The organism is Paenirhizobium selenitireducens ATCC BAA-1503, from assembly GCF_900492185.1.
GTDB classification, from domain to species: Bacteria; Pseudomonadota; Alphaproteobacteria; order Rhizobiales; family Rhizobiaceae; genus Allorhizobium; species Allorhizobium selenitireducens_A.
In genome coordinates this window covers 22,671-35,918 of sequence record NZ_UEYP01000002.1, presented here as the reverse complement: position 1 = coordinate 35,918, position 13,248 = coordinate 22,671, and the positions used below count along the sequence as shown (strand labels likewise).

General features: G+C 62.2%; 14 protein-coding genes. 1 reads left to right on the top strand and 13 read right to left on the bottom strand.

The genetic code is table 11. The annotated features are described in order from the left end of the window. Positions 1-19: 19 nt before the first annotated feature. The 3 genes from RHIZ70P_RS03955 to RHIZ70P_RS03945 form a co-directional block, all read right to left on the bottom strand. Complete coding sequence (locus tag RHIZ70P_RS03955; RefSeq protein WP_115669100.1) at positions 20-358, bottom strand: TIGR01244 family sulfur transferase; 339 nt, start codon at positions 356-358, stop codon at positions 20-22. Positions 359-450: 92 nt separating this feature from the next. Next, positions 451-1,281, bottom strand: coding sequence for a DUF4432 family protein (locus tag RHIZ70P_RS03950; protein WP_115669099.1), 831 nt, complete (start codon positions 1,279-1,281; stop codon positions 451-453). Next, entirely contained in the window at positions 1,278-1,760 is a 483-nt protein-coding gene (locus RHIZ70P_RS03945) for a MarR family winged helix-turn-helix transcriptional regulator (protein ID WP_115669098.1), read from the bottom strand. Before RHIZ70P_RS03945 ends, RHIZ70P_RS03950 begins: the two co-directional genes overlap by 4 nt. Before the next feature lie 179 nt (positions 1,761-1,939). Here RHIZ70P_RS03945 and RHIZ70P_RS03940 point away from each other — a divergent pair, with 179 nt between their 5' ends. After that, positions 1,940-3,271, top strand: a complete 1,332-nt coding sequence (locus RHIZ70P_RS03940; RefSeq protein ID WP_115669498.1) for a L,D-transpeptidase — start codon at positions 1,940-1,942, stop codon at positions 3,269-3,271. A gap of 103 nt (positions 3,272-3,374) precedes the next feature. Here RHIZ70P_RS03940 and RHIZ70P_RS03935 read toward each other — a convergent pair whose 3' ends face one another. From RHIZ70P_RS03935 to RHIZ70P_RS03890, 10 genes are all read right to left on the bottom strand, one after another. Further along, positions 3,375-4,094, bottom strand: coding sequence for a ParA family protein (locus RHIZ70P_RS03935; protein ID WP_115669097.1), 720 nt, complete (start codon positions 4,092-4,094; stop codon positions 3,375-3,377). 234 nt (positions 4,095-4,328) lie between these two features. Further along, positions 4,329-5,474, bottom strand: coding sequence for an iron-containing alcohol dehydrogenase (locus RHIZ70P_RS03930; RefSeq protein ID WP_115669096.1), 1,146 nt, complete (start codon positions 5,472-5,474; stop codon positions 4,329-4,331). Continuing rightward, the gene (locus tag RHIZ70P_RS03925; RefSeq protein ID WP_115669095.1) at positions 5,471-6,856 is read right to left on the bottom strand and encodes an aldehyde dehydrogenase family protein; all 1,386 of its coding nucleotides are present in this window, start codon (positions 6,854-6,856) and stop codon (positions 5,471-5,473) included. The genes RHIZ70P_RS03930 and RHIZ70P_RS03925 overlap by 4 nt, the downstream gene beginning before the upstream one ends. A gap of 19 nt (positions 6,857-6,875) precedes the next feature. Next, positions 6,876-7,292 carry a type II toxin-antitoxin system VapC family toxin gene (locus RHIZ70P_RS03920; RefSeq protein ID WP_115669094.1) on the bottom strand — a complete coding sequence of 139 codons (417 nt, stop codon included), beginning with the start codon at positions 7,290-7,292 and terminating at the stop codon, positions 6,876-6,878. Then, positions 7,285-7,764, bottom strand: a complete 480-nt coding sequence (locus tag RHIZ70P_RS03915; protein ID WP_235842138.1) for a helix-turn-helix domain-containing protein — start codon at positions 7,762-7,764, stop codon at positions 7,285-7,287. The genes RHIZ70P_RS03920 and RHIZ70P_RS03915 overlap by 8 nt, the downstream gene beginning before the upstream one ends. 82 nt (positions 7,765-7,846) lie before the next feature. Continuing rightward, positions 7,847-9,217: a glutamine synthetase family protein gene (locus tag RHIZ70P_RS03910; protein ID WP_115669092.1), complete on the bottom strand. Its 1,371-nt coding sequence runs from the start codon at positions 9,215-9,217 to the stop codon at positions 7,847-7,849. 102 nt (positions 9,218-9,319) lie between these two features. Further along, complete coding sequence (locus RHIZ70P_RS03905) at positions 9,320-10,366, bottom strand: TRAP transporter substrate-binding protein (protein WP_115669091.1); 1,047 nt, start codon at positions 10,364-10,366, stop codon at positions 9,320-9,322. Positions 10,367-10,473: 107 nt separating this feature from the next. Beyond that, a complete protein-coding gene (locus RHIZ70P_RS03900; protein ID WP_115669090.1) occupies positions 10,474-11,799 on the bottom strand; it encodes a TRAP transporter large permease in 1,326 nt (441 codons plus the stop codon). Continuing rightward, on the bottom strand, positions 11,796-12,305 hold the full coding sequence (locus tag RHIZ70P_RS03895) for a TRAP transporter small permease subunit (protein ID WP_115669089.1): 510 nt from the start codon (positions 12,303-12,305) through the stop codon (positions 11,796-11,798). The genes RHIZ70P_RS03900 and RHIZ70P_RS03895 overlap by 4 nt, the downstream gene beginning before the upstream one ends. A gap of 116 nt (positions 12,306-12,421) precedes the next feature. Next, entirely contained in the window at positions 12,422-13,204 is a 783-nt protein-coding gene (locus RHIZ70P_RS03890) for an N-formylglutamate amidohydrolase (protein WP_115669088.1), read from the bottom strand. Positions 13,205-13,248 lie beyond the last annotated feature (44 nt).

Genomic DNA, 13,248 nt, shown 5'->3' with positions numbered 1-13,248 from the left:
CAAAGCGGTCCTAGCGCGCTCAGCCGCGCAGGTGCTGGCTCTTCTGGTAAACTGCGGTCGAACGCGCCCCCGAACGGCAATAGCCGAGCATCGGTCGGTCAAAATCGTCGAGCGCATCGACCATGCCGGAAATGGCCTCGGGCGTGACACCCATCGGGCCGACGGGAACATGGGCAATCTTGAGGCCCAGTTCTTCGGCGCGCGCCGCGATCTCGGCGAAGGACGGCTGGCCGGCCTCTTCACCGTCGGGCCGATGGCAGACGATGGACTTGAAGCCGAGCGCCTTGATCGTGTCGAGATCATCGACTGAGATCTGGCCGGTCACGGAATATTCGTCGTTGATCTGCGAAATGTTCATGGCGTGCTCCCTGCTTGCGAGGGGCAAACATCTACGATGGGCATGCGCGGTCGTCAATTGCCGACCGCCCCGTTCCACGGGCCATGGCAGTGTCAGACGAAGGCGAAGGAGAGCGCGTATTCGCGGCTTTCGCCCGGTGCGAGATCGACGAGTTCGCCGCGCTCGGCGAGTTTGGCGCGCGGCTCCCAGCGATGCGAGACCGGCTCTATGCCGAGCACATGGGCGGGCGCCGCCTGATTGCGCCAGACCTGCAGGAAGGGCAGCGTATCGGTGCGGAAGCGCACCAGAAGCGTCTTGCCGCCGATCGCGGCGATCGGTCCGAGCCGGACCTCGGCCCATCCGCCCTTTCCGGCCGGCACGCAGAACACGCCGCCATCGCCCTCGCCGAAGGCCCAGGGAAAGCCGCCGCCGTCGAGCATGGCACCTTCGAGCCGCACGCCGTCGTCAAGGTGCTTTGCCCCAAGGTTCATATGGTACATCAGGAAGGCCGGGAAAGCCCTCAACCCGGTATTGGTCACCGTATCGGCGAGGCCGACTTCGCCCGTGGTCCCGTTGATGCGCCAAAGGCGGTCGAGACGCGCGCTTCCGCCGTCCGCCAACGCCACATCGACGACGGCGCGGCATTCGAGGTCGTTTCCTTCGCCCGAGACCGCCACCTCACGCGCCGGATTAGAGGAGAAGGAGCCGTGCAGCGGATATGAGCCTGCCTTGCCTCCTCGGATCGGTTCAGGATGGCGAATATGATCGGGACCGCAGGTGAACAGAAAACCCTCGAGCGAGTGATCGATGCGCGGATCGCCATCGTCCGGAATGGCGCGGCCGGGCGCGAGATCGACACCATCGACCATGCAGCCGCCGATATCGAGCACCGAGCCCTCGTCCAGCGAAAGCACCGGCCCTTTGGACCCATTGAATTTCATCATGCGGCAGGCTCCTCGACCGGCGGCAGAAGCGATTGAAGCTGCCCGCTGGCGATCATCGTCTCGACGCCGGACAATCCGTCGTCGATCGCTGTGAGGTACGGCAAATCGAGACTTCCCTCAAGCCAGCGCTGATAGTCCCCGGCGCGAAGCTTGAGCCGCCGATAACCTTCCATGCCGGCCTGTGTGAGGGTCAGAAGCTCGAATCGGCGGTCCGCGCGATCACGATGGCGCTCCAGCCAGCGGCGATCCTCGAGCGCCTTCACCGCCCGGCTGATCTTGGTCTTGCTCAGTCCGGAATGGCCACAGATTGCCTTTGCCGTCGCATGCACCTTCTCGCCGAGCGACCACAAGACCTGCCACTCCGCCCAGGTAATCTCCTCGCTCTCGCCGCAGAAGCGCATGAAATGCGAACTCATCCGCTCGGCCGCGCGATCAAGCCGATACGGCAGGAAATGATCTATCTCGAAATCGTTCTGCATCGTCCCCCTCACGATGTTACGGCAGTACCACCCCAGCCGGCCCCGCCTCCTCCGCTTCAAATCTTTCTAGCGAGCGGATTTTAAAACAATATTCACCATGAATTCACCTTTTCCACACTAGTGTCAAATTTGGCGCGTTGTAGGTTCAGTCAGAAAAGAAGGAGTGAATCGTGGCCGATATGATCAAAGCTGGAGTGATGGTTGCCTCCGTCGCCGCCCTTTTGGCGGCCGTCGCCGCACCCGCCCTTGCCAATGATCCCTATGGCTATCGCAACAGCCAGGTTCTGCTGGTCTCCCCTGAGGGTGATCTTCTCGATTACATGCCCGAAGAGGGCGAAGTCGTGATCAGTCGGGACAATATGGGCCGCCGGGTGCTCATCGACCGATTCGGCAATCTCATTGCCACGGAAATCCCGGCGGAGACCTATTTCCCGCGGCAACGCCAGGCCCGGGCTCCAGACGCCTACGACGATTTCGGAGCGCCGCAACCCGGCTGGGAGGATGACGGCATTGTCACCGGTGCCATCCCCGGCCCCGGCGTGATCGATCGCCAGCCGCTCGACGAACCGCTGCCCGGCATGCCCTCCGGTGGACCGGACATGGCACCGCCCGCCGAACAGCCCCCGACCCGCACGGTGACCCCCGACATCCCGGTGAAGAGCAATCTTTCGCAACTGGAAATCACCGCGCTGCAGGTTTTCCTCGACCGGGAGGGCGTCTCCCCCGGCGTGATCGACGGCAAGATGGGCCAGAACGTCAACAAGGCGCTGGTCGCCTGGCAGCAGATCACCGGGGAGACCATCGATCCGAACAATGCCGAGGACATCCTCGAGCGCCTCCGTCTCTCCGGCGGCCTGGCGATCACGTCCTACACCATCACGCCCGGCGACGCGGCCGGCCCTTACGTCGCGGCCATCCCCGAGGACTACGCCCACAAGGCGCAACTCCCGGCGCTGTCATTCACCTCGACTGCCGAAATGCTGGCCGAGAAGTTCCACATGGACGAGGCCTATCTGCGCGCGCTCAACCCGGGTGTCGACTTCACCATTCCGGGCACCATCATCAAGGTCGTCGATCCTGGACAGACGAAGAAGGGCGAGGTCGCACGGATCGTCGCCAACAAGGGCCTGAAGCAGATCTTTGCCTACGGCGCCGACGGCTCGCTGATAGCGGCCTATCCGGCCAGCATCGGCTCTACCGACACTCCGTCGCCCTCGGGTACCGTCACAGTCGAGCGCATCGCCTTTGATCCCGGATACACCTACAATCCGAAGATCAATTTCCAGCAGGGCGCGAACGACAAGGTCCTGTCGATCCCGCCGGGTCCGAACGGTCCGGTCGGCACGGTCTGGATGGCGCTCTCCAAGCCGACCTACGGCATTCACGGCACGCCCGAACCGTCGAAGATCGGCCGCACCCAGAGCCACGGCTGCATCCGCATGACCAATTGGGACGCCACCGAACTGGCCAAGATGACCAAGGCCGGCGTGACGGTCGAATTCATCGACTGACCTTACGCCAGCTTCACCACCCACGGCACATGAGAATACAAAAGAGCCGCCAGACGATCATCTGGCGGCTCTTTTTTCGCACTGCTCGGGAGGATCGGGAGGATCAAGCAGCGTCGCGAACGATGCGGAACAGTCGCCTTGGCTCCTGGCTCCGAATGACCTTGACCGGCAGCAGGCGTCGGACTTCCCCGGCAAAGGCCTGGGCATTCTCGCGTGCCTTGTCGAGATTGCTGATCCGTGACGCATCCATGTCGTAGAGCGTGCCACCACAGTCGAAGATCTCGCGAAAAGCGGAACGCTCGACGATCGGCGTATCCACGACGTTGACGCCGCGAGCGGAGAGAAGACCCTTGATGGTCAGAAGGGCGCGCGTCGTTACCATCGAGGCAACCCGTGTGAGCACCACGGAATGGGCGATCTTCAACCGGCCGGTCTCTTCCATCAGCGTGATGAGGTCGAGGATTTGCGCGGCACCCTTGGCGTCCATCGCGCAGCCCTGCACCGGGATCATCACGTGATCGGAAAGACCGATGGCCGTCGTGACGATGGCATCCCTGGCCCCGGCGAGATCGATGATCGTGTAGTCGGCGTTCCGCGACGATTCGCGCAGGTGGCCCTGGATCGACGCAACCGAGACCTGCGAAATCACCTCGATATTGTGCTGCGGTCCGGAAAGCTCGTGCCACTGGGTGATCCAGCGCTGCGGATCGGCATCGAGGATGGCCACGCGGTAGCCCTGGTGGGCGAGTTCGGTCGCAAGCAAAAGGGCCGCGGTGGTCTTGCCGGCACCACCCTTGGCATTAGCGAATGAGATGACTGGCATGCTTCTTCCTCGAAAGGCTATGGGCCGAGCGTCTGATCGCTCTCGCAGGCACCCTTGGCTCATGGTGCCGGTAAATTCATCATTGCTAATTATGGTTAACAAAACGGAAAGAACGCCGAGCGCCCGCCTCCCCAAAAATGGTAGTCCCGTCCCCCATCCTGCTGATCCAGATAAGAAAAAAGCCCGCGGGCTAGAGAGCGCCGCAGGCTTGATGATTGTCAGTTTTGCAAGCCCTCAGAAGCAGTCGAGGAACAAGGCCTTGGTATTCTCCAGCGTCATCTTCACCGGGTTGCCGCCGCAGCTCGGATCCTCGATCGCCATGGCGGTCAGTTCATCGACGCGGTCGGACTTGATGCCCATGGCCGTCAGGTTTTCCGGCACGCCCAGTTCAGCGCGCAGCGACAGGACATAGTCGTAGAAGCCGTCGAACCCGCCCGAAATGCCGAGATAGGCCGCCGCGCGAGCGATCTTCTCCTCGATCGCCGAGCGGTTGAACTTGAGCACCGGCGGCATGACGACGGCATTGGTCATGCCGTGATGGGTATTGTAGACCGCGCCGATCGGGTGCGACAGCGAATGGATGGCGCCAAGCCCCTTCTGGAACGCGACTGCGCCCATGGCGGCGGCCGACATCATGTTGGTGCGCGCCTCGATGTCCGTGCCGTCATGATAGGCGCGCGGCAGGTATTCCTTGACCAGCCGCATGCCTTCAAGCGCGATGCCTTGGCTCATGGGATGGTAGAAAGGCGAGGAATAGGCCTCGAGGCAATGGGCGAATGCGTCCATGCCGGTGCCGGCGGTGATCATCTTGGGCATGCCGACGGTCAGTTCCGGATCGGCGATCACGACGCCCGGCAAGAACTTCGGATGGAAGATGATCTTCTTCACATGGGTCTTGGAATTGGTGATGACCGAGGCGCGGCCGACCTCCGAGCCCGTGCCAGCCGTGGTCGGCACAGCGACGATCGGCGCGATGCCGTCGGAATTGGCCCGCGTCCACCAGTCGCCGATGTCCTCGAAGTCCCAGACCGGACGCGTTTGCCCGGCCATGAAGGCCACGCACTTGCCAAGATCCAGCCCCGAACCGCCGCCGAAGGCGACGACACCGTCATGGCCGCCGTCCTTGTAGGCCTTGATGCCGGCTTCGAGGTTGATCTCGTTCGGGTTCGGGTCCACGTCGGCGAAAATCGCGCGACCAAGACCGGCTTCCTCCAGAACATCAAGCGCCGCCTGGGTGATCTGCATCGGCGCGAGACCCCGGTCGGTGACGAGAAGCGGCTTCTTCATGCCGAGCGACTTGCAGGCATCCGCCAGTTCCTTGATCCGGCCGCGTCCCATCTTGATGGCGGTCGGATAGCTCCAGTTTGCGACGATGTTCATTTCGTGACCTTCTTCAGGTGGTAGGATTTCGGACGGGTGAGGTTCTGGAAGCCGAGGACCGAGAGCGAACCGCCCTTGCCGGTCTCCTTGCAGCCGGTCCAGCACAATGCCGGATCGAGATAGTCGGCGCGGTTCATGAATACCGTGCCGGTCTCGATCTCGCGGCCGATGCGGGCGGCGCGGGCCGGATCCTGCGTCCACAGCGAAGCCGTCAGGCCGTAGGGGCTGTCGTTCATCAGCGCGAGCGCTTCCTCGTCGCTCTTGACCTTCATGATGCCGACGGCGGGACCGAAGGTCTCGTCCTTCATGAAGGACATGGAGTGGTCGACGTTCACCAGGATCTGCGGCATCAGATAGGCGTGGCCGTCGTCCTGCGGGAACAGCTTCGGATCGACCAGCGCCTTGGCGCCCTTGGCGACGGCGGCGGCGATCTGCTCGCGCACATGCGCGGCAAAGCGGCGATGCGCCATCGGGCCGAGCGTCGTTTCTGGATCAAGCGGATTGCCGAGCTTGTAGTTCGACACCCAGGCGACAGACTTCTCCACAAAGGCGTCGTAAAGCTTCTCGTTGACGTAGATGCGCTCGATGCCGCAGCAGCACTGGCCGGAATTGTAGGTGGCAGCATCCATCAATGTATCGACGGCGGCGTCGAGATCGGCGTCCTCCATCACATAGCCCGGATCCTTGCCGCCGAGTTCAAGCCCGACGCCGGCGAACGTGCCGGCCGCCGCCCGCTCGATGGCGCGCCCGCCCTCGACAGAACCGGTGAAGTTGATGAAGTCGAACTTGCCGGTGGCGATCAGCGCCGAGGTCGTGGAATGGTCGAGGAACAGGTTGACGAACACGTCATCCGGCACGCCGGCCTCGACGAAGGCGCGGACCATGCGCTCGCCGACCAAAAGCGTCTGCGTCGCATGCTTGATGACGACGGTATTGCCGGCCATCAGGGCGGGCGCCACCGTGTTGATCGCCGTCATGTAGGGGTAGTTCCACGGCGCGATGACGAGAACGACGCCGTGCGGCTCACGCTCGATACGGCGCTCGAAAGTCGCGCTCTCTTCAATGATCAGCGGCGCCAGCGCGTCGGCCGCAATCGATGCGACATAGTTGGAGCGTTCGTTGAAACCCTTGAACTCGCCGCCATAGCGCACCGGGCGGCCCATCATGTGGGCGAGTTCCGGCACCACTTCGTCCTTCATCTCGTTGAGGCGCGCGACTCCCTTCAGCACAAGCTGTACGCGTTCTTCCAGCGGCCGGCGCGCCCAGGCCTTCTGCGCCTTGCGCGCACGCGCCACCGCCTCGCTGGCGGCCTCCAGCGACATGGCCGGACGTTCGGCATAGACCGATCCGTCGATCGGCGAAATACATTTGATCATCGTCATTTTTCTTCTCCAGATAGGCCTAGCAGGCCAGTACTTTTACATGTCCGAGCGCGCCATAGGACAGAATGGCGCGGTCCCGGGTAATGATCGTCAAGTCGTTCTCGCGTGCCGTGGCGATCAGGATGCGATCGATCGGATCGTTGTGGATAGGCTGCGGCAGAAAACAGGAAGCCATGAAGGTCCTGGCCGTTACCGGTTGTTCTGCGAATCCTCCATCCCGCAAAAAGTCACGATACCAATGGTCCACGTCGCGTGTCTCTCGAATGCGCCCTTTTGACAGCAACATGGCCATCTCCCAGGCCGTGGCCGTGGATACGTAGGAAGGAATCGCACGCACCCTGCTTTCAGCCAACATCTCCAGGGACAACGGCGCCAACATCTCCTGACGCGACATCCAGATGACGAAACATGTGTCGAGCAGGAAGCCACTACTCATTGTAAAGCTTCTCACCCCATTCCTCGTCCCAATCCAAAGGCGCGGTCAAATCGACCCCGGGCATGATCGTGATGGTACCCGCCATGCAGCCGTAGGCTGGATGGAGCTCAATCAGTGTGCCGTCTTCCTTCTCCATCCATCGCTTGCCGTCCTTGTAGATGAGGTCATCCGCAGTGAACATCCTGCCCGCCGGCTTCCACCCAGGAGGGCTACCGGGATAGGCTTCATAGGACTGCTTCTCCTCCTCAAATCCGGTGCCCGCCCTCTCGCCGCGGCGGTGCATCGCCACGGTTTCAAGAGGCACGCCCAGAAAGTCCGAAATGCCATCCTGCTCTTCCGCGCTCATTTTACGCTCGCCTTTCAGCATTCGGGAGAGAGAACTCGGGTCGAGGCCGAGAAAAGCGGCCAACTCCCGCGCCGACGCACCCTTATGGTCAAGCTCGCGGTAGAACCATTCGCTGTCGATCGCCATCACAAAGCCTCCAGCTCAATACGCGCCATGGTAGCGCAATATTGATTTTTCGACAATCATCCGGATGAGCGTTGCGATTTTCTCATGCTCTCTCGAAGCCTCTCGCCACCTCCCAGTCCGTGATCTTGCGGTCGTACTCCTCCTGCTCCCATTCGGCGGCGCGCACATAGTGCTCCACGACATCGTCACCAAACGCCTGTCGCAGCATGGCCGAGCCATTGAGCGCCACGGCGGCCAAGCGCAGCGTGCGCGGGATTTCCCTGACGTCCTTCGCGCTGTAGGCATCGCCGGTAAAGGCGGGTTCCAGCGCCATCTTCTTCTCGATCCCGTCAATGCCGGCCGCCAGCAGCGCCGCCATGGCGAGATAGGGATTGAGATCCGAACCGCCGACGCGGCATTCGACGCGAATGCCCTTGGTGCCCTCGCCGCACAGGCGATAGCCGGCGGTGCGGTTGTCCTTCGACCAGATCGCCTTGGTCGGCGCAAACGTGCCGGCCATAAAGCGCTTGTAGGAGTTGATGTAGGGCGCCAGGAAATAGGTGATCTCGCTGGCGTGCGACAATAGGCCCGCCATGTAGTGCTTCATCAGCTCCGACATGCCGTGTTCGCCCTTGTCGTCGAAAAACAGCGGCGTCGTGCCGTCGACGCTCCAGAGCGACTGGTGGATATGCGAGGATGAGCCGGCCGCGTTGTAGTGCCATTTGGCGAGGAAGGTGATCGCCTTGCCGCGCTGCCAGGCGATTTCCTTGCAGGCGTTCTTGATGATCACGTGGCGGTCGGCCATGGTCAGCGCGTCGGCATAGCGCACATTCACCTCGCCCTGCCCCGCCGATGCCTCGCCCTTGGTGTTCTCGACCGGAATGCCGGCACCCTGAAGCCCGTTACGGATCGCCCGCATCACATCCTCTTCCTTGGTGGTCTGGAAGATGTGGTAGTCCTCGTTGTACCCGGAGGCCAACTGCAGGTCGCGATAACCCGACGCGCGTGCGTCGTCATAGGTCTGGTCAAACAGGAAGAATTCGAGTTCCGTCGCCATGAAGGCCTTCAGGCCCATGGCTTCCAGCCGCTTGACCTGCTTTTTCAGGATGGCGCGCGGCGAATGCGGAATGTCCTCGTGGGTATGGTGGTCCAGCACGTCGCAGAGCACGAGTGCAGTGCCATCGAGCCAGGGAACCCGGCGCAGGGTGCCGAGGTCCGGCTTCAGGGCGTAGTCGCCATAACCCTTTTCCCAGCTTGTCGCCGCATAGCCCGGCACTGTTTCCATTTCCATGTCGGTGGCCAGCAGGTAGTTGCAGCTGTGCGTTTCCTTCCAGCCGCTGTCGACGAAGAACTGCGCATGGAAGCGCTTGCCCATCAGGCGCCCCTGCATGTCGACCATGCAGGCGAGAACGGTATCGATGCGCCCCTCGGCGACATCCTTCTTCAATTCGTCGAACGTATATTGCGCGGTCATCTGTCTATCCTGTCGGGCGGTCTCTGCGCCGATCTGGGCGGGGTTGCCGATAAGGGAAGCCGGGGCAGAGACTGCCCCGGTCCTTGTACGCGTGAAGGCCTATCAGCCGTAGCGATAGGGCTTGCCGGCCTTTTCCATGTCGGCATTGTACTTCTTGAGGATCTCGACGACCTTCGCCGTGCGCGGCGTCTGCTTGGCCACTTCGTCCCAGAAGACATGCGCCGCATCCTCGACGGTCTTCCACTCGGCATCCGGAATGCTGGTGAGCTCGAGACGGCCACCCTCGGCACGCAGCTTGGCCTCGCCACCCCAGTACCAGTGCAGGCGGTGATAGTGCGAGCTGTCCATGCACAGGTTGAAGAGCGTCTTCAGGTGCTCCGGCACCTCGTTCCAGCGGTCGGCATTGGCGAAGAACGAGCCGGCCCAGCCGCCGGAGACGTTGTTGGTCAGGAAGTACTTGGTCACGTCCACCCAGCCGGAGGTGAACACTTCCGTGATGCCCGACCAGGCGATCGCGTCGATTTCACCGGTCTGCATGGCCACCGGCACGTCCTCGAACGGAATGGTGACCGGCACGATGCCGAACTGCGACAGGAACTGGCCGGCGGTCGGGAAGGTGAAGACGCGCAGGCCCTTGAGGTCGGCGAGCGCCTTGATCGGCTTGTTGGTGGCGAAGTTGCACGGGTCCCAGGCACCGGCGGACAGCCACTTCACGCCCACTTCCGTGTAGGCCTGATCCCAGATCTCGGCGAGACCGTATTCGTAGAACAGGGTCGGCACGTCGAGGCTGTAGCGCGAGGCGAACGGGAAATAGCCGCCGAACACCTTGATGTCGACCGGCGAGTTCATGGAATCGTCGTCCGACTGCACGGCGTCGATCGTGCCGGCCTGCATGGCGCGGAACAGTTCGCCCGTCGGTACCAACTGGTCGGCAGTGTAGAGCTGGATTTCCATTTCGCCATTGGCCGCCTTGTTGAAGGCGTCGACGGCCGGACGGATGACGAATTCGGCGAGCGCAGCACCCGCATAGGTCTGGAGACGCCAGGTGATCTTCTTATCCTGCGCCTTGACGTAAGGAGCGGCGAGCGCGACCGGCGATGCGGCGGCGACCAGGCCGGCTTTCTTGAGAAAATGTCTTCTGCTGTTCATGTCTGTTTCCCTCTTTTGTTTGTGTGAACTGGCCCCGCCGGTCATCGGCGGATCATGCACTTAGACGGGACCGTTTGATCGGACCTCTTTGCATTGTTGCTTTCCACTCACCCCCGCACATAGACATGCTGCGGCAACCACAGCGCAATCTGCGGAAAAGCCATGATGATGATCATGCCGAGGATCATGATGAGCACGAACGGCACGATCGAACGGTAGATGTCGATCAAGGAAATTTCCGGCGGGGCCATGGCCCGCATCAGGAACAGGTTGTAGCCGAACGGCGGGGTCATGTAGGCGATCTGGCAGGTAATCGTGTAGAGCACGCCGTACCAGACCAGATCGAAGCCGAGCTTACCCACCAGCGGAATGTAGAGCGGCGCGACGATCACCAGCATCGCCGTGTCGTCGAGAAAGGCGCCCATAATCAGGAAGGAGACCTGCATCAGGATCAGGATCTGCCAGGGACCAAGCCCCATTTCGCCGACCAGCAGGCCCTCGATCGCCTTCACCGCGCCAAGTCCGTCGAACACCGCGCCGAAGCAAAGGGCCGCCATGATGATCCACATGAACATGCAGGTGATGCCGAGCGTCTGCTCCAGGACGCGGTTCCACATTTCCCAGGTGAGACGCCCCTTGAACCAGGCGGCGAACAGCGAGCCGAGAGCGCCGACGGCCGAGCTTTCCACGAGGCTGGTAATCCCCATGAGGAACAGACCCATCATCAGGAAGAAGATCAGGAATGGCAGCACACCGGCTTGCGCCAGCTTGAGCTTTTCGATGAGCGGCATGTCCCGCTCTTCCGGGGGAAGCGCCGGGCCGAGCGCCGGGTTGATCCAGCAGCGGATCACCACGTAGATCGCGAACAGGAGAGCGAGCAGCAGGCCCGGGAACACACCCGCAAGCCACAACTGGCCGACGGGCTGGCGGGCGATCATGCCGTAAAGCACCATGACGACGCTCGGCGGCACGAGAATGCCGAGCGAACTGCCCGCCTGGATCACGCCGGACACCATGATCTTGTCATAGCCACGCCGCAGCAGTTCCGGCAGCGCGATGGTCGCACCGATCGCCATGCCCGCGACGGAAAGCCCGTTCATGGCAGAGATGACCACCATCAGACCGATCGTTCCGAGCGCCAGGCCGCCACGGACCCCGCCGAACCAGACATGGAAGGCCTTGTAGAGATCCTCGGCGATGCCCGATTCCGACAGCATGTAGCCCATGAAGATGAACATCGGCAGCGTCAGCAGCGCATACCATTTCAACAGCTTCATATTGGCGGAGAAGCCGAGCTCGAAGCCGCCATTGCCCCAGAGAAGCGCGGCCGCGACGACGCCGACCACGCCGATGGCCGCGAACACGCGCTGGCCGGTCAGCATCGACATCATCATCGACGAGAACATTAGGAGAGCGATCATTTCATAGCTCATGCGAGCGGCCTCCCGATCGCCGTTGCCACGTCCTTGATCAGGATCGACGTCGCTTGAAGGAATGTCAGGAAGATGCCGACCACCATGATGATCTTGATCGGCGCCATGTAGGGCGACCAGGCCGAGTAGCTGGTTTCGCCGAACTTCAGCGCGTAAGCCGTGCTGGATACGCCGCCGTAGAGCATGAAGAACAGATAGACAAACAGCATCAGGATGGTCACGACATCGACCGCCGCCTTGGTTCGCGGCGACCACTTGCTGTAGAGCAGGTCCATGCGGACATGGCTGTCGAGTTGCAGCGAATAGGCGCCGCCGAGCAGGAAATAGGCGGCCATGACGAACTGCGCCATCTCCAGCGTCCAGTTCGCCGGCAGCAACATCATCTTGGAGGCTGACGAGTAGAGCAGAATGCCCATCAGCACGAAGATGCCGTACATCACGATCCGGCCGACGCGCCGGTTGAAGGCGTCAACCACGCGCACGTAAGTCTTGAGGGCGTCAGGCATGTCCGCCACCTCCGCCGGTCACGCGTCCCATTGCAGAGCGGCGGGGCTCAGTCTTCCTCTCGCGTTCAATCGGCATCCGTTCCCCTCTTTTTGTTCAAACCGTGCCAGATTTCGTCTCAGTCTTCTTCGGGCGCGCTCGCCTCCAGGCCGCGGAGCAGCAGGTCCGCCAGATAGCCGGCGACAACCCGCTGACCATCCTCGTCGCCAATCAGATCGTTTCTGATCTCGATCATCACGTTCCGATGGCCGTAGGGCAATGCGTGCAGCCTCAGGCTATGGGTAACACCGTCTTCCGGTCCATAGGGTTCGTTGCGCGCAACCCGATAAGGTCCGCCGGCGGCGGCGGCCAGCAGCGGATCGGCCAGCCGACTGTCGGCATCGTGCAATATGCCGATCTCGACATCGCGCTGCTTGCCCATGTAGATCGGCGTGAAACTGTGGACCGTGACCACCACCGTTTCTCGGCCTTGCGCACGACGCTCGGCGAGAATGGCGGATATCCTGTCGTGGAACGGAATGTAGAGAGCAGCAGTTCGGGCATAGCGCTCGGCGGGCGAAAGGTCGCGGTTGCCGGGAATGTCGTAGATTTCGCTCTTTTCCGGCATGGCTCCAGAGGATTCCGGCGGCCGGTTGCAGTCATAGACGAGCCGGGAAAAGCGTTGGTGCACAAGCGTCCCGTCGAGCAGGGACGAAAGCCGGCGCGCCACCGCCAAAGCGCCCGGGTCCCAGGCGATGTGGCTGGCAAGCGCCTGCGCATCCAGACCAAGATCGCCCACTCTCTCCGGCATGCGGCGGGACGCGTGTTCGCAGACGAACAGGCAGGCGCCCGCCGCTTCGGCATTGTCGACGGCCACGGCTTCGCCGTCCGCCTCAGTCAGTATGTCCGACCTCATCAGCATGCGGAATTCCCCCGGCGCCTTTGCGGCAGCTTTTATCGTTGCGA